This window comes from Pseudonocardia kujensis (assembly GCF_021283305.1).
GTDB lineage: Bacteria > Actinomycetota > Actinomycetes > Mycobacteriales > Pseudonocardiaceae > Pseudonocardia > Pseudonocardia kujensis.
Genome location: NZ_JAJSOK010000070.1, coordinates 22,114 through 37,512, shown reverse-complemented (window position 1 = coordinate 37,512; position 15,399 = coordinate 22,114). Strand labels below are relative to the sequence as shown.

Here is a 15,399-nt window from a genome sequence, read left to right as displayed (position 1 = left end):
CGACCCGGCGCAGCGTGCGGCGGCGATCGTCAAGGCCACCACGTTCTACGACGACCCGGACGTGATCGCGAAGGTCTCCCGCGGGCTGGGCGAGGCGATGGTCGGGATCAACATCCCGGACCTGCCGGCCGAGCAGCGCTACGCCGACCGCGGTTGGTGAGCTGAACCCGTCCCGAACGCCCCGCCTCGTGCGGGGCGTTCGGCGTTCTCGGGTTCTTCCGGCGCGGTCTCGGCGCGGCGGACACGGAGTGTGGTGATCGTGTCGTCGCCGGGTGCCGCGTACGCGGGCGCTGACCTGGCCCGTCACTCTTCCGGGCACGCCGGACCCGGCCCGGCAGCCCGGATCGCCGCTCGTCGCGCTCTGTGAACCGGAAACCGCGAATCGTCCAAACCTCCGCCTACTCACGGTGTCACCCGGTGCGGTTCTCGCGTCCCACGACCTGATGAATCAAGGGTCCTCGGTGACTGTGTGCGTCCTAGGGTCCGTGTGACAGCTGGGATTCGAGTGGTGGAGGAGTCGGATGAGGCGATACGTGACCATCGGCGGGATCGTCGCCACGGCGATGATCGCGGGCTCGGTGGCGGCGTTCGCGGCGCCGACGGCCCCGGCCCCGGCAGACTGCACACCGCCTGCCGCGGCGGTCGCGCCCGCCGACCCCGGCGGGGGAGCGGGGAGCGGAGGGGTCGGCGCCGCGCCGCGGGACACGGGTGGCGACGGGGCGGGCCCGGGCTCGGCGGGCGGCGACCACGGCTCCGGTGGCGGAGCGGGCGGTTCCGGCGACGCGCACTCCGGCGACGGGCGCTCCGGTGACGCGCACTCCGGCTACGCGCACTCCGGTGATCACGGCCATTCCGGTGGCGGTTCCGGTGGTTCCGGCGGCGGTTCGGGGTCGGGGTCGGGGGAGCACGGCGGCTCCGGCGCGGCCTCGGACGAGGGCGCACCGGGGGCGCCCGCTGCCCAGGTCGCGGATGTCACCGCGCCGGGCAACCCCTCGGCCCCCGAGGTGACGGCGCCGCAGCCCGCGGCCGCTCCCGGCCGGGCCCCGGTCGTCGCCACCCCGTCGGCCGACCCCGTTCCGGCGCTGCAGGTGCCGGCCGCGCCCGGCGTCACGGATCCCGGTGTCGCGCCGGCCGCGCCCGGCGTCACGGATCCCGGTGTCGCGACCGCTCCCGGGGCCGCAACCACCCCCGGTGCGGCGGCCGCTCCGACAGCCCCGTCCGGAACCGCCCCGGGTGCAGTGGCCCCCGGTGCCGGGCTGGTCCCGAGCCCCGCGCCGGCTCCCTGCCCGGCCGATGCGGGCGCGGCCACCAGCGCGGCGGTGCTGCACAACTGGGGCCGTCCGAACCGGGTCGACGAGTTCGACGGCACCTCGCTCGGCAAGGAGTGGGAGGTCTACGACGGCGCGGGCCACAACGGGGCCGGCCGCCGCTCGCCCGGCGCGTTCTCGGTCAAGGACGGCATCCTCACCGTCACCGGCACGTCCGACGGCACCACCGGCGGAATGGCGTGGGGCAAGGGGCAGAAGTACGGCCGGTGGGAGGCCCGGGTCAAGGCGCCGGCCTCCGACCCGACGTACCACGCCGTGCTGCTGCTGTGGCCCGACGCGGAGAACTGGCCCGTCGGCGGCGAGGTCGACTTCATGGAGATGTCGGACGCGAAGCGGCAGTCCACGGACATGTTCCTGCACTACGGCAAGGACAACCAGCAGGAGCACGGCAGCGTCGACGTCGACGCCACCCAGTGGCACGACTGGGCGGTCGAGTGGACGCCCGACCACATCACCGCATTCCTGGACGGCAAGGAGTGGTGGAGCACGAAGGACACCTCGATCCTGCCGCCCGGGCCGATGCACCTCACGATCCAGCTCGACTGGTTCCCGGAGGGCGGCGACGTGAAGCAGTCGGAGATGCAGGTCGACTGGGTCAAGCAGTACCCGCTGAGCGGGACCGAGACCGCCGAGGGCGAGGTCGCGCACGCGAAGGACCTTGCGCACGACGCGACCGGCAACGCCCTCGAGGGCGGTGCCGACGTCGCCCGCGCACCGGTCGCGAGCACCGCGGACCACGCCGCCGCCGCCGCGGAAGGCGCCGTGGAGCACGCCGGCGACACCGCCGGAGATGTCGCGGACCGCGCCACCGCGACTGCCGAGGGCGGCGTGGACGCCGCGTCGGCGGCCGCCGACGCCGTTGCGCCGCAGGGCCGGCTGACCGAAGGCGCGCCGGACGCGCTGCTCGGGCCGACGGGCGTCGACCCCGGCGCGGCGGACACCGCGACCCCGCAACACGGCTTGGTGCCGACCGCGGTCCGTGCCGGCTGACCTCGCGACCCGCGCTGCCGGAGCTCCCGACTCGCGCTGCTGGAGCTCCCGACTCGCGCTGCGGGAGCTCCCGACTCGCGCTGCTGGAGCTCCCGACTCGCGCTGCTGGAGCTCCCGACTCGGGGGAGTGGCTACACGTACTCCATCACCAGCACCGCGGCGGTACCGGGTTCGAGGGCCTGGTAGGCGTGGGGGCGGTCGCCGGGGAAGCAGGCGTAGTCGCCCAGCCCGAGCTCGACCTCCTCGCCCTCCGGCCCCGCCGACCACCGGCCCGCGGTGACCACCATGTGCTCGGTCGTCCCCGGGATGTGCGCGTGGGCGGTGCGGGGCGGTCCGGGTTCGGCCGTGATCACGTGCAGGTCGCGGCGGGCCCCGGGCGGGCAGGCGGCCAGCAGGGTGCCGGTGAAGGGGGAGTGCTCGCTCGGGATCACCACGCCCTCCCCGGCGCGCACCACGCGCACGGCCCGCGCCGGCGGGTCGACCAGCTGCGAGAACGGGACGTCGAGCACGACGGCGATCGCCCACAGGGTCTCGACGCTCGGGTTCCCCGCCCCCGCCTCGAGCTGCGACAGCGTGGACTTCGCGATCCCCGCCCGCCGGGCGAGCTCGCCGAGCGAGAGCTCCCGGCGGGTCCGCTCGCGCCGCACGGCGGAGGCGATGGCCGCGAGCGGCGTGCCGTCCGTTCGGTTCATCGGTCTCCCTATTCGGTTTGACGAACGCCTCGACGGTGTTCATTCTAGCGGTCATGTGTTCGGCAAGGCGAACGGCGCTGGAGCGCGGCGACCTGCGCGACGCCCTGGCGCTCGGAGCGGCGATCACGGTCGTCGGGATGTCCTTCGGAGCCCTCGCGGCGGCCGCCGGGGTCCCGCCGCTGCTCACGGTGGCGATGTCCGTGCTCGTCTTCGCGGGCGGCTCGCAGTTCCTCGCCGTGGCGGTCGTCGCCGCGGGCGGGGCACCGGTCGCCGCGGTGGCGGCCGGGCTGCTGCTGAACCTGCGGCACCTGCCGTTCGGGCTGGCCATCGGCGATCTCGCGGGCCGGACGTTCCCCGCCCGGCTCCTCGGTGCCCACATCCTGATCGACGAGAACGTCGCCTTCGCCCGGGCGCGGGGGAGCGGTCCGCGTGCCCGGGCGGCATACCGGGCGTGCGGTGCGCTGCTGTTCGTCGGCTGGAACGCCGGGACCCTCGTCGGCCTGCTGGCCGGATCGGCGGTGCCGGACCCGGCGTCCTTCGGGGTCGACGCGGCGTTCCCGGCGGCCCTGCTGGCGCTCCTGCTGCCCTCGTTGCGCGCGCCCGACGCCCGACGGGTGGGCCTGGGTGCGGCCGTCGTCGCGTTGGCGGCCACGCCCTTCCTGCCGCCCGGCTTGCCGGTGCTGGTCGCGTTGCTGGGCCTGCTGTTCGCCGGCCGGACGGAGGCGGACCGATGACCTGGACGGCCGTCCTCGCCCTCGCGGCCGGTACCTATCTGGTCCGGCTGGCCGGGATCCTGTTGCGCGACAAGGTCACGCTGCCGCAGCGGCTCGCTCGGCTCAGCGATCTCGGTGCGACCGCCCTGCTGGTCGCCCTGGTCGCGGCCGCCGCGCTGACCGAGGCGGGCGGCTTCGCAGGCTGGGCCCGGCCCGCCGGGGTGCTCGTCGGGGGGGTGGCCGCGTGGCTCAAGGTGCCGTTCGTGCTGGTCGTGGTGCTCGCCGCCGGGACCACGGCGGGCCTGCGCGCCGTCGGCGTCGGATGATCGGGACGAACCCGCGAGACTGCGCCCGCGCGCCCCGCTCCTCCTCTGCCTGCTCGTCCTCGCGGCGGGTGTCGTCGCCGTCGTCGCGATCCTTCCGCCCGTCCCCGAGCGTGACCCCGCCGCGGTCGGCGTGGCGGGTAGCAACCCGCGTGAGCTCGTCGCGGTGACGGGCTCGCACGTGCTCCGAGCAGCCCGAGGCTCGGCCGTCAGGCGAAGTCGACGGTCACGCAGCCGACGCGGTCGCCCGCCGTCCCGGCCTTGCCGGGCTCGGTCGCCGTCCTCATCGCGTGGATCACCACGGACTGCGGGGCGGCCTGGTCGGTGAACGCCCACTCCGTCTGGGTCGCGGTGATCGTGGCCGCACCCTGCGCGTCGGTGGTGAAGTCCAGCCACACCTCGTTCTGCGGGTTGGCGTAGGCCGGGTCGACGCTCGGGTTCACCGGGTCGGCGACGTGCTGGAAGTGCGCGCCGGAGTCCGCCGCGGCCGGACCGCAGGGCTTCTGGTGCGCGTGCGAGCCGTAGGTGCGGTTCGGCACCAGGCCGGTGACCGCGAGGGTGACGGTCGAGCTGGTGCCCTCGGTCGAGGAGGTCACCTTCGCCGTCGCACCGGCGGGGACCAGCTCGGGGTTGTAGGTGATCGCGTCGCCGGTGGTGCCGAAGGTCGCCTCGACGTCGACCTCGGCCTGGGCGCCGCCCGAGGTTCCCGCGGCGGGTGCGGCCTGGGCGGTGGTGGCGGCGGGCGTGCCGGTCTCGGTGGACGCGGACTGCGCGGGCGACGAACATCCGACGAGCGCGACGGACAGGACGGCCAGCGCCGGGAGGACGAGGCGGTGGAGGGTGCGTGGGGGGACCATGAATCAGACATACCCCATGGGGGTGTGATCAACGGAGCCTGCCGCGCCCGGTAGCCCGATCGTGGCGCCGGAGGTCGGGTGGGTGAGGACGAGCGGTCGGGTCGGGGATCGGGGACGATCGGGTCCGTGCGCGTTCTCGTGATCGGGGCGACCGGCTACGTCGGCACCCGGCTGGTGCCGCGGCTGCTCGCCGAGGGGCACACCGTCCGCTGTCTCGTCCGGTCCCCGGAGCGGCTGGCGCGCGCGGGGTTCGCCGACGGGGTCGAGGTCGTGCGGGGGAGCGTGGCCGATGCGGCGGCGACCGGCGAGGCCTGCCGGGGCGCCGACGCCGTCGTCCATCTCGTGCACTCGATGGACGGGCCGGACTTCGCCGACCGGGACCGCGCCGCGGCCCGCACCCTCGCCGGCGCCGCCGCGGCGGGCGGCGTGCGGCGGATCGTCTACCTCGGCGGCCTGCAGCCCTCCGGGCCGGCCACGTCCGCCCACCTGGGTTCGCGGCACGAGGTCGGGGAGATCCTGCTGGCCGGCGCGGTGCCGGCGGCGGTGCTGCAGGCCGGGATCGTCGTCGGCCGGGGGTCGGCGAGCTTCGAGATGATCCGGCACCTCGCGGAGACCGTCTTCGGCGGGCCGCCGGTGCTCCCGCTGCCGGACCAGGCCTGGAACCGCGTGCAGCCCATCGCGATCGGCGACGTCCTGTACTGGCTCACCGCCTGCCTGTCGCTGCCGTCCGAGGTGAACCGGGCGTTCGACGTCGGTGGTCCCGACGCCCCCAGCTACGTCGAGCTGCTGCGCGGGTACGCCCGCGAGGCCGGCCTGGGTCGCGCCCTCACCGTGCCGGTGCCGGTCGCGGCGCCGCGGCTGGGCGCCCGCGCGATCGAGGCGCTGACCCCGGTCGACCGGGAGCTCGCCGGGCCGTTGCTGGAGTCGATGGCCTACGACCTCGTGTGCCGTGAGTCCGACCTGTCCGCGCTGGTCGGGGACCCGCCGGGCGGCCGGACGGCCTACCGCGAGGCGGTGCGCCGGGCGGTGGCCGAGGAGGGCTCCGCCGGCGCCGCGGACACCGACCCCGAGGGGGCCGGGCCGCCCACACTGAGGGGACGCCACGTCGAGGAGGTCGACGCGCCGGCCGACGTCCTGTGGTCCGTGGTCGCGGGACTCGGCGGCGAGGAGGGCTGGCACACCGTCCCCGGCGCCTGGGCACTGCGCCAGCGGCTCGACGGCCTGGTCGGCGGCGTCGGGCTGCGCCGCGGCCGTCCGGAGCGGCTCGAGCCGGGCGCGCCGGTGGACTGGTGGCGGGTCGAGGAGGTCGACCAGGGCCGGAGCCTCGCCCTCCGCGCGGAGACCCGGCTGCCGGGCGTCGCTCGCCTGCGGATGACGGTCGAACCGGCCGGGCGCGGCGCGAGCCGGTACACGCAGACCGTCACCTTCCGTCCGCGAGGGCTCGCCGGACGCGTCTACTGGTACGCGCAGAAGCCCGGGCACGATCTCGTCTTCGGGGTGATGGCGCGCATGGTGGCCTACGAGGCGGAGCGCCGGGCGGGCCAGCGCACACGGCCGGACGGGGAAACCTGAGTCTGGCAACACCGTCAGCCGACCCAGGATCGTTGCGCACGCACCTTTCGTTACCACTGCGTACCGTGAGATTCCCCGGATTGACCGGCACCGGTGATCACCGAGAGCATTCCCGCAGCCGTCCGCTCCCCCGCAACGGCTGCGCCCGCCCGGACCGACCCCCGACGGTCCGGCGGGTCCGCCACGAGCCGTCGCGTCCGGCCCGGTCCCTACCGTTCCCCGTACCGCGCGAAGACCCGGGTGAAGGTGGCGGTCCCGGAGGTCATCGCCCGCAGGTCCACCGCGTAGCGCAGCAGCTCCGCGGCCGGCACCTCCGCCCGGACCACGGTGTGCCCGGCCGTGCCCGTCGGTTCGGTGCCCAGCACCCGGCCCCGGCGCGACGACAGGTCGCCGAGGACGACGCCCAGGTGGTCGTCGAGGATCGTGACGGCGACCTCGTCGACCTGCTCGAGCAACGTGACCCCGCAGGCCTCGGCCGCCTCGCGCAGCGCGAGCGCGCCGGCGGTCTGGAAGGCCGCGTCGGAGGAGTCGACGCTGTGCGCCTTGCCGTCGACCAGGGTCGCGCGGACGTCGACGACGGGGTGCGGCGGCGCGTCCGGGCCCTCCGCCGGTGCGACGAGGCCCCGCTCGAGCTGTGCCCGGATGCCCTTCTCGACGCTCGGGACGTACTGCGTCGGCACCGACCCGCCGACCACGGCGGACTTGAACTCGAAGCCGGACCCGCGGGGGAGCGGCTCGAACTCGACGTGGCAGATCGCGTACTGGCCGTGGCCGCCGGACTGCTTGACGTGCCGGCCGGTCACCTTGGCCTTGTGGTCCAGGGTGACCCGCATGGGCACCCGGACCGGCTCGGTCTCGACGTTCGCCCCGGCCTCGCGCAGCCTGGACAGCACGACGTCCGCGTGCGCCTCGCCGGTGCACCACAGCACCGTCTGGTGGGTCTCCGGGTTGCGCTCCAGGATCAGCCCGGGGTCCGCCGCGACCAGCTTGCCGAGCGTGCGCGCCAACGCGTCCTCGTCACTGCGGTCCTTGGCGACCACCGCGATCGGCAGCAACGGCTCCGGCAGGTCCCAGGCGCGCAGCAGCAGCGGGTGCTCGGCGTGGGAGACGGTGTCGCCGGTCTCGGCCCCGGAGAGCTTCGTCAGGGCGCAGATGTCGCCGGCCACGCAGGCGTCCGTCTCCTGCAGCGTGGAGCCGAGCGGCGTGTAGAGGTGGCTGAGCCGGTCGTCCGAGTCGTGCCCGGACGGGAACGCCTCGGCCTCCTCCGGGCTCGAGCGCGGCGCGGGGACGTGCCCGCTCACGTGCACCGCCGTGTCCGGCCGCAGCGTCCCGGAGAACACGCGGACCAGCGAGACCCGCCCGACGTAGGCGTCGGCGGAGGTCCGCACCACCTCGGCGGCGAGCGGGCCCTCCGGATCGGCGGTGAGCGGCTCGTGCGAGCTGCCGTCGATCGTCGTGACGGCCGGCAGCGGGCGCTCCAGGGGTGAGGGGAACCCGCGGGACAGCACCTCGAGCAGGGCGTCGAGCCCCACGCCGCTGGCCGCGCAGACCGGCACGACGGGGTGGAAGGCCCCGCGCACGACGGCCGTCTCCAGGTCCCCGATCAGGGCCGCGGTGTCGATCTCCTCGCCGCCGAGGTAGCGGTCCATGAGCGTCTCGTCCTCGGACTGCTCGATGATCCCCTCGATCAGCGTGGCCCGGGCCTCCTCCGCCCCGGCCGGCGCCGCGCCCTCGGGGGTCTGGCTGAGCAGGCCGTACAAGCCGTCCTCGATGGGGAGGTAGAGCGGCGCGACCCCGCCGAACGCCTCCTGGCAGGCGATCTGGGTCGCCTCGACGTCCGCCCGCGCCTGGTCGCACCGCGCGACGACGAGCGCCCGGGGCATGCCGACGGCGGCGCACTCCTCCCACAGCGCGATCGTCCCGGCGTCGATGCCCTCGCCGTCCGCGCCCGCGATGGCCGGGACCACGAAGAGCGCGGCGTCCGCGGCCCGCAGGCCGGCGCGCAGCTCCCCGACGAAGTCCCCGTAGCCGGGTGTGTCGATGAGGTTGATCTTGAGCTCGCCGTGCCGGAGCGGCGCGACGGCGAGCGTGACCGAGCGGTGCTGGCGGACGGCGGCGGGATCGTGGTCGCACACCGTGGTCCCGTCGAGCACGCTGCCCTGCCGGGGGATCACGCCGGTGTGCGCGAGCAGCGCCTCCACCAGCGTCGTCTTCCCCGATCCGGACGGCCCGACGAGGGCGACGTTCCGGATGAGCGCGGGATCGGTGACCGGCGCCCCGATCCCGTCTGATGCTCCGCGCTGGCCGGTCTTGGGGTCTGATCTGACGGTCATTGCGACCACCTCCGCTGGGGTGCACTCCGCTGTGCTGGGGGTCACAGCGATTCCACTCCCCTCGCCGCGCGGGCACAACCCCGCGCACAGGGTCCGCCTCAACGGTTGCCCAATCCGGTGGCGGCGCGAGCGGGGTCACGCGACCGGCGCGAGTAGGGTCCTTGGCCGTGCCCATTCCCGGTCCCGGATACGCCATCACCGTCCGCGTCGAGGCCCCGGCCTCCGCCAGCGCCGCGGGGGATCTGGCCGTGGCGGTCGGCAACGTCGGCGGGGTCGTGACCGCCTTCGACGTCGTCGAGGCGCGGACGGCCACGATCGTCGTCGACATCTCCTGCAACGCCCTCAACTCCGAGCACGCCGAGGAGATCACCGCCGCGCTCGGCGCGGTGCCCGGCGTGCACGTGCGCAAGGTGTCCGACCGGACCTTCCTGATCCACCTCGGCGGCAAGCTGGAGGTGCAGTCGAAGGTCGCGCTGCGCAACCGCGACGACCTCTCCCGCGCCTACACCCCCGGCGTCGCGCGGGTGTGCCAGGCGATCGCGGCGAACCCGTCCGACGCGCGCCGGCTCACGATCAAGCGCAACACCGTCGCCGTGGTCACCGACGGCTCGGCGGTGCTGGGACTGGGCAACCTCGGCGCGGCCGCGGCGATGCCGGTGATGGAGGGCAAGGCGGCGCTGTTCAAGCGGTTCGCCGGGGTCGACGCCTGGCCGGTCGCGCTGGACACCCAGGACACCGAGGAGATCATCCGCACCGTCGAGGTGATCGCCCCGGCCTACGGCGGGATCAACCTGGAGGACATCGCCGCGCCGCGCTGCTTCGAGATCGAGCGTCGGCTGCGCGAGATGCTCGACATCCCGGTCTTCCACGACGACCAGCACGGCACCGCCGTCGTCGTCCTCGGCGCGCTGCGCAACGCCCTGCGCGTGGTCGGCAAGAAGATCACCGACTGCACGATCGTGGTGTGCGGGGTGGGCGCCGCCGGGTCGGCGATCATCCGGCTGCTGCAGTCGGAGAAGCCGGGCGACGTGCTGGCCGTCGACATCGACGGGATCGTGCACAAGGAGCGCCCCGGGCTCGACGACAACCTGGCCTCGATCGCCGAGCAGACCAACCACCGCGGCCGGCAGGGGTCGCTGGCCGACGCGCTGGTCGGGGCGGACGTGTTCATCGGCGTCTCCGCGCCGAACCTGTTCGGCGCCGAGGAGCTCGCCACGATGGCCGACGACGCCATCGTGTTCGCGCTGGCCAACCCCGACCCGGAGATCGACCCGGCGATCGCGATGCACCACGCCGCCGTCGTCGCCACGGGCCGCTCGGACTACCCGAACCAGATCAACAACGTCCTGGCCTTCCCCGGGGTCTTCCGCGGCCTGCTCGACGCCCAGGCCCACGACATCACCGACCGCATGCTGCTCGCGGCCGCGGCGGCGATCGCGGACGTGGTGCACGAGCCCAACGCCAGCTTCATCGTCCCCAGCGTGTTCGACCAGTCGGTCGCCCCCGCGGTCGCCGAGGCCGTCCGGCACGCCGCCCAGGAGGCCGCCCGGGCCGGCGAGGTGGCTGCCGGCCAGTGACTCCGCGGGTGGGCCGCGTCACCGTCTACCCTGGTAGACGTGGTGATCGAGCAGTGACCGGAGCCGTCCCGACGATCGGCGTCCTGGCCCTCCAGGGCGACGTCCGCGAGCACGCCGCCGCCCTCGAGGCGACCGGCGCGAAGGCGGTGCCGGTCCGCCGCCCGGCCGAGCTGACCGCCGTCGACGGGCTGGTGATCCCGGGCGGCGAGTCGACCACGATGAGCCGGCTGCTCGAGGTGTTCGAGCTGCTCGACCCGCTGCGCGACCGCATCGCCGACGGCATGCCCGCCTACGGCTCCTGCGCCGGCATGATCCTGCTCGCCGGCGAGGTGCTCGACGGCCGCCCGGACCAGAAGCAGCTCGGCGGGCTCGACGTCGTGGTGCGGCGCAACGCCTTCGGCCGCCAGGTCGACTCGTTCGAGACCGACCTCGCCTTCACCGGCGTCGAGGGCGGCCCGGTCCGGGCCGTGTTCATCCGGGCGCCGTGGGTCGAGAAGACGGGCGACGACGTCGAGGTGCTCGCCGCGGTCCCGCCCGTCACGAGCACCGGCGAGGACCCCGGCGCCGCGGCGGGCCGTCCGGTCGCGGTGCGGCAGGGCGCGGTGATCGCCACCGCGTTCCACCCCGAGCTCACCGGCGACGGCCGGGTGCACGCCCTCTTCGCGGACATCGTCCGGCAGAGCTGAGCGGCCCGCCCCTTGCCGGGCGGAGCGGTCAGCCCGTCGCGGCCGGGTCCCGCTGGGCGGCCGCGCGGCCCTCGGCCAGGAACGCCGCGAGCGCCTGGGCGTCGGGCAGCTCCGACGCCGGCCGCAGCGCTCCGAACGGGGCGTTCCAGAACGGCCCGGTGCGCGGCTCCCACGGGCCGACGTACGCGTACGGGGCCGGGTGCGCGGCGTCGCCGGGGGAGACGCCGTAGTTGACCCGGTCGGCCGTCACCCCCAGGTCGAAGTGCTCCGGCCAGAGCACGGGCTCGCCGAGGGTCCGCAGCGCGGTGTCCCCCCGGGCGAACCAGTCCGCGAGGTGCTCCACCGCGACCGGGTCGGGCGCGAACGGCTCGTCCGCGCCGACACCCGAACCGTCGGAGTAGACCCCCTCCGGCGGACCGACCTGCACGCCCGCGGCCTCGGCGAGCTGCCGGCACGTGCCGGCGAGCGGCGCCCGTCCGCCCCGCCAGACCAGCTCGGTGTGCTCCACCCGCAGCCCGGAGAGGGTGCCGCCGAAACCGCCGGGCGTCACCTTCAGCCGGATGGTGCCGTAGGCCCGGTACTGCGGGCCCGCGATGACGGACTCCGCGATCGCGTGCAGCGCCCGCCGCGTCGTCCCCAGGATCCGCTCGTCCATCCCGTCCTCCCGATCGTGTAACGCCCGCCCGTCCGGCGTGCTCTGTGTCCCCACCAGTGTCGGACGGAGCCGGGAGTGTTACATGGACACCGAGACAGCCACCGGTACGAACCTCCTGCCGATCCTCCGCTGGGACGGGCTGGCCGAGGACCGACCCGTCCACGCCGAGGCCGACGGCATCGACCTCGTCGTCGTGCGTCGCAACGGGCAGGCGCACGTCTTCGAGGGCCGCTGCCCGCACCGGGGCGCGCTGCTCGCCGACGGGCGGGTCGAGGGCGGGAACCTGGTCTGCGGGGTGCACGGCTGGGACTACCGGCTCGACACCGGCGTCTCGGCGTACAACCCGGCCGAGCGGCTCTCCAAATTCACCTGCCACGTCGTCGACGACGAGGTGCTGGTGGACAAGGCCGAGCTCGCGGACTACCGCGCGCGGCGCCCCGAGCGGCGGGTCGCGTCAACCTACGACCGGCTGTTCGACGACCCGCACCAGGACACGCCGGAGGAACCGTACGTCGGCGAGATCCACCGGCTGGCGAGGAACGGGCTGTCCGGGGTGCACGGGCAGGTCGCCGCGATGGGTGTCCCGCGGCCCGAGCTGCCGTCGTGGGACGACCTGCAGGTCCTCACCGCGCAGCTGCACCGCTTCCCGATGCTCGACCACGAGCCGGTGGACACCGCGGTCACGATCGGTCCCGCCGCGGCGCGTCCGTTGCGCCTGGAGATCCCGGTCTTCGTGTCCGACATGAGCTTCGGCGCGATCTCGGCCGAGGCGAAGACCGCGCTGGCCCGCGGGGCGGAGGGCGCGGGCACGGCGATCTGCTCGGGCGAGGGCGGGATGCTGCCCGAGGAGCAGGCCGAGTGCTCGCGCTACCTGTACGAGCTCGCGTCGGGCCGGTTCGGCTGGGACGAGGCCTGCCTGGACCAGGTGCAGGCGCTGCACCTCAAGCTCGGCCAGGGGGCGAAGACCGGCACCGGCGGCCACCTCCCGGGCCACAAGGTCGTCGGCCGGATCGCCGAGGTCCGCGGCCTCCCGGAGGGCACCGCGGCCGTGTCGCCGGCCCGCTTCACCGACTGGACCACACTGCTCGACGCGCGCGCCGTCGTCGACCGGGTCCGGGAGCGCTCCGGCGGCATCCCGGTGGGGGTGAAGATGTCCGCGCAGCACGTCGAGGCCGACCTCGACGCCGCGCTCGACCTCGGCGTCGACTACGTGATCCTCGACGGCCGCGGCGGCGGGACCGGCGCCGCCCCGACGATCTTCCGCGACACGATCAGCGTGCCGACCATGGCCGCGCTCGCCCGCGCCCGCCGGCACCTCGACCTGGCCGGGGCCCGGGACGTCACGCTCGTGGCCACCGGCGGGTTCCGGCGGGCCCAGGACATGGTCAAGGCGCTGGCGCTCGGGGCCGACGCGATCGCGGTGTCGAACGTGGCGCTGCAGGCCATCGGCTGCGTGGGGATGCGCGCCTGCCACACCGACAACTGCCCGATGGGCATCGCCACGCAGAAGCCGCACCTGCGGGCGCGGCTGCCGGTGCAGCGCGCGGCCGAGCAGCTCACGCGCTACCTGGACGCGCTGACCGAGCTGATGGTGGTGCTGGCCCGGGCCTGCGGGCACGACTCGCTGTCGCACTTCACGCCGAAGGACCTCACGAGCTGGAAACGCGACGTCGCCGAGCTGGTCGGCGTCCACTACGCGGGGGTGACCCGATGACCTGCTGGTACGAGCTCGAGGAACTGCCCGACGAGGGCCGGGTGCGCACCGCCGTCGTCGACGGCCGGACCCTCGCCCTCTCGCGTTGCGGCGGAAGGATCGGCGCCCTGGACAACCACTGCCCGCACCAGGGCGGGCCGCTGGGGGAGGGGTCGATCGAGAACGGCCTGCTCCGCTGCCCGTGGCACGGCTACGACTACGACCCGACGACCGGGCGCCCGCCCGAGGGATTCTCGGACGCACCCGTCGCCTACCCCGTCGAGGAGCGCGGGGACTCCGTGTGGGTCGCGCTGCCCGACCGCGCCGAACGGCCCCGCACCGTGTCCGACGTGCTGGTGGAGACGCTGGTCGCCTGGGGCGTCGACACGGTGTTCGGCATGGTCGGGCACTCGAACCTCGGGTTCGCCGAGGCGCTGCGCCGGGCCGAGGACCGCGAGGAGCTGCGCTACGTCGGCATCCGGCACGAGGGCGCGGCGGCGTTCGCCGCCTCCGCGTACGGGAAGCTCACCGGGCGCCCCGCCGCCTGCCTCGCCATCGCCGGGCCGGGCTCGACGAACCTGCTGACCGGCCTCTACGACGCGAAGCTCGACGGCGCCCCGGTGGTGGCGATCTCCGGCCAGGTCCCGTCGTCGGTGCTGGGCCGCGGCGCCTTCCAGGACCTCGACCTCTCCGCGGCCTTCCGCGACGTGGCGGTCTCCACCGTCACCGTGCACGCCGGTTCCGACCACGCGGAGCTGGCCGCGACCGCCGTCAAGCACGCGGTCGACGGCCGCGGCGTCGCCCACCTCGTCCTGCCCGACGAGGTGCAGGACCTGCCCGCCGGGGCGCCGGCCGGGATCCCCGCCGGGCGGTGCGCGGATGCCGCGGTCGGCCCGCCCGAGGCGGCGCTCGCCGCGGCCGTCGACCGCCTGGCCGCCGCTCGCCGGCCCGTGATCATCGCCGGGCAGGGGGCCCGGGGCGCCGCGGCCGACCTGCAGGCCCTGGCGGAGCGGCTGGGTGCGCCGGTGCTCACGACCTTCCGCGCCAAGGGCCTGGTGCCCGACACGCACCCGCTGGGTGCGGGCGTGCTCGGCCGCTCCGGCACCCCGGTCGCGTCGTGGCTGATGAACGAGGCCGACCTGCTCCTGGTGGTCGGGGCGTCGTTCGCGAACCACACCGGCATCGCGCCCTACAAGCCGATCGTGCAGGTCGACGACACGCCCTCGGCCGTCGGTCGCTTCCACGGCGTGGAGGTCGGGCTGCTCGGCGACGCGGCCGTCACGGTCCGTGCGCTGGCCGCGCGGCTGAGGGAGCCGGCGGCGGTGGACCAACGCCCGGACGTCGCCGCCCGCTGGGGGATCTGGCGGGCCGAGAAGGCCCGCCGGGCGGCCGACGACCGCGGCCGCGGCGTGGCGTCGGCGGCGGTGTTCGCGGCGCTGTCCGCACACTGCCCGGGCGACGCCGTGATCACCGTCGACGTCGGCAACCACGCCTACGGCTTCGGGCGCTACTTCGAGAGCGCGGGGCAACCGGTGCTGATGTCGGGCTACCTCGGCTCGATCGGCTTCGGGTACCCGGCCGCCCTCGGCGCGTGGGCGGCCACCCGGAGTCCCCGCGGCGCGTCCGCCGGCGCCGCCCCGGGCCGGCCGGTCGTCGCCGTGACCGGCGACGGTGGCTTCGGGCAGTACCTCGCCGAGCTGACCACCGCCGTCAAGTACGGGATCCCGGTCAAGCACGTGCTGCTCGACAACGGCGCGCTCGGCAAGATCAGCAAGGAACAGCTGGCGGACGCTCTGCCGGTCTGGCAGACCTCGCTGGTCAACCCGGACTTCGCCGGCTACGCGCGGCTGTGCGGGGCCGCCGGGATCGCGGTGCACCGGGCCGACGAGCTCGACGCGGGGATGAAGGAGCTGTTCGCGGCCGAGGGGCCCGCCCTGCTGCACGTGTACTGCGACGGCGAGCTGGTGTGAGGGGGCGGTG

At 75.2% G+C, this 15,399-nt stretch carries 12 protein-coding genes and 1 pseudogene; 9 read left to right on the top strand and 4 right to left on the bottom strand.

Annotated features, from left to right (window positions below; genetic code table 11):
- Positions 1 to 160: pseudogene (locus tag LWC35_RS32240) on the top strand (pyridoxal 5'-phosphate synthase lyase subunit PdxS); the annotation flags it as partial.
- Positions 161 to 521: 361 nt separating this feature from the next.
- Positions 522 to 2,318, top strand: a complete 1,797-nt coding sequence (locus LWC35_RS32235) for a glycoside hydrolase family 16 protein (RefSeq protein WP_232874178.1) — start codon at positions 522 to 524, stop codon at positions 2,316 to 2,318.
- 131 nt (positions 2,319 to 2,449) lie between these two features.
- Here LWC35_RS32235 and LWC35_RS32230 read toward each other — a convergent pair whose 3' ends face one another.
- Complete coding sequence (locus LWC35_RS32230; protein ID WP_232874176.1) at positions 2,450 to 3,010, bottom strand: helix-turn-helix domain-containing protein; 561 nt, start codon at positions 3,008 to 3,010, stop codon at positions 2,450 to 2,452.
- A gap of 53 nt (positions 3,011 to 3,063) precedes the next feature.
- Between LWC35_RS32230 and LWC35_RS32225 the strand changes: the two genes are divergently transcribed.
- On the top strand, positions 3,064 to 3,744 hold the full coding sequence (locus tag LWC35_RS32225; protein ID WP_232874174.1) for an AzlC family ABC transporter permease: 681 nt from the start codon (positions 3,064 to 3,066) through the stop codon (positions 3,742 to 3,744).
- The gene (locus tag LWC35_RS32220; protein ID WP_232874172.1) at positions 3,741 to 4,049 is read left to right on the top strand and encodes an AzlD domain-containing protein; all 309 of its coding nucleotides are present in this window, start codon (positions 3,741 to 3,743) and stop codon (positions 4,047 to 4,049) included. Before LWC35_RS32225 ends, LWC35_RS32220 begins: the two co-directional genes overlap by 4 nt.
- A gap of 206 nt (positions 4,050 to 4,255) precedes the next feature.
- On the opposite strand, the gene LWC35_RS32215 is transcribed toward LWC35_RS32220, so the two are convergent.
- Positions 4,256 to 4,903, bottom strand: a complete 648-nt coding sequence (locus LWC35_RS32215; RefSeq protein ID WP_232874171.1) for a superoxide dismutase family protein — start codon at positions 4,901 to 4,903, stop codon at positions 4,256 to 4,258.
- A 126-nt stretch (positions 4,904 to 5,029) separates the two neighbouring features.
- Here LWC35_RS32215 and LWC35_RS40615 point away from each other — a divergent pair, with 126 nt between their 5' ends.
- The gene (locus LWC35_RS40615) at positions 5,030 to 6,475 is read left to right on the top strand and encodes an SDR family oxidoreductase (RefSeq protein ID WP_232874170.1); all 1,446 of its coding nucleotides are present in this window, start codon (positions 5,030 to 5,032) and stop codon (positions 6,473 to 6,475) included.
- A 209-nt stretch (positions 6,476 to 6,684) separates the two neighbouring features.
- On the opposite strand, the gene LWC35_RS32205 is transcribed toward LWC35_RS40615, so the two are convergent.
- Positions 6,685 to 8,808 carry an elongation factor G-like protein EF-G2 gene (locus LWC35_RS32205; protein WP_232874168.1) on the bottom strand — a complete coding sequence of 708 codons (2,124 nt, stop codon included), beginning with the start codon at positions 8,806 to 8,808 and terminating at the stop codon, positions 6,685 to 6,687.
- A gap of 167 nt (positions 8,809 to 8,975) precedes the next feature.
- On the opposite strand from LWC35_RS32205, the gene LWC35_RS32200 reads away from it, so the two are divergent.
- Together LWC35_RS32200 and pdxT are read left to right on the top strand one after the other, a co-directional pair.
- The gene (locus tag LWC35_RS32200) at positions 8,976 to 10,385 is read left to right on the top strand and encodes an NAD-dependent malic enzyme (RefSeq protein WP_232874166.1); all 1,410 of its coding nucleotides are present in this window, start codon (positions 8,976 to 8,978) and stop codon (positions 10,383 to 10,385) included.
- A 53-nt stretch (positions 10,386 to 10,438) separates the two neighbouring features.
- On the top strand, positions 10,439 to 11,071 hold the full coding sequence (gene pdxT, locus LWC35_RS32195; protein ID WP_232874165.1) for a pyridoxal 5'-phosphate synthase glutaminase subunit PdxT: 633 nt from the start codon (positions 10,439 to 10,441) through the stop codon (positions 11,069 to 11,071).
- Between the two features lie 28 nt (positions 11,072 to 11,099).
- Here pdxT and LWC35_RS32190 read toward each other — a convergent pair whose 3' ends face one another.
- Positions 11,100 to 11,726, bottom strand: coding sequence for a hypothetical protein (locus LWC35_RS32190; protein WP_232874163.1), 627 nt, complete (start codon positions 11,724 to 11,726; stop codon positions 11,100 to 11,102).
- Between the two features lie 82 nt (positions 11,727 to 11,808).
- Between LWC35_RS32190 and LWC35_RS32185 the strand changes: the two genes are divergently transcribed.
- Together LWC35_RS32185 and LWC35_RS32180 are read left to right on the top strand one after the other, a co-directional pair.
- A complete protein-coding gene (locus LWC35_RS32185; RefSeq protein WP_232874161.1) occupies positions 11,809 to 13,440 on the top strand; it encodes a glutamate synthase-related protein in 1,632 nt (543 codons plus the stop codon).
- A complete protein-coding gene (locus LWC35_RS32180) occupies positions 13,437 to 15,389 on the top strand; it encodes a thiamine pyrophosphate-binding protein (RefSeq protein WP_232874160.1) in 1,953 nt (650 codons plus the stop codon). The genes LWC35_RS32185 and LWC35_RS32180 overlap by 4 nt, the downstream gene beginning before the upstream one ends.
- Positions 15,390 to 15,399: the final 10 nt, after the last annotated feature.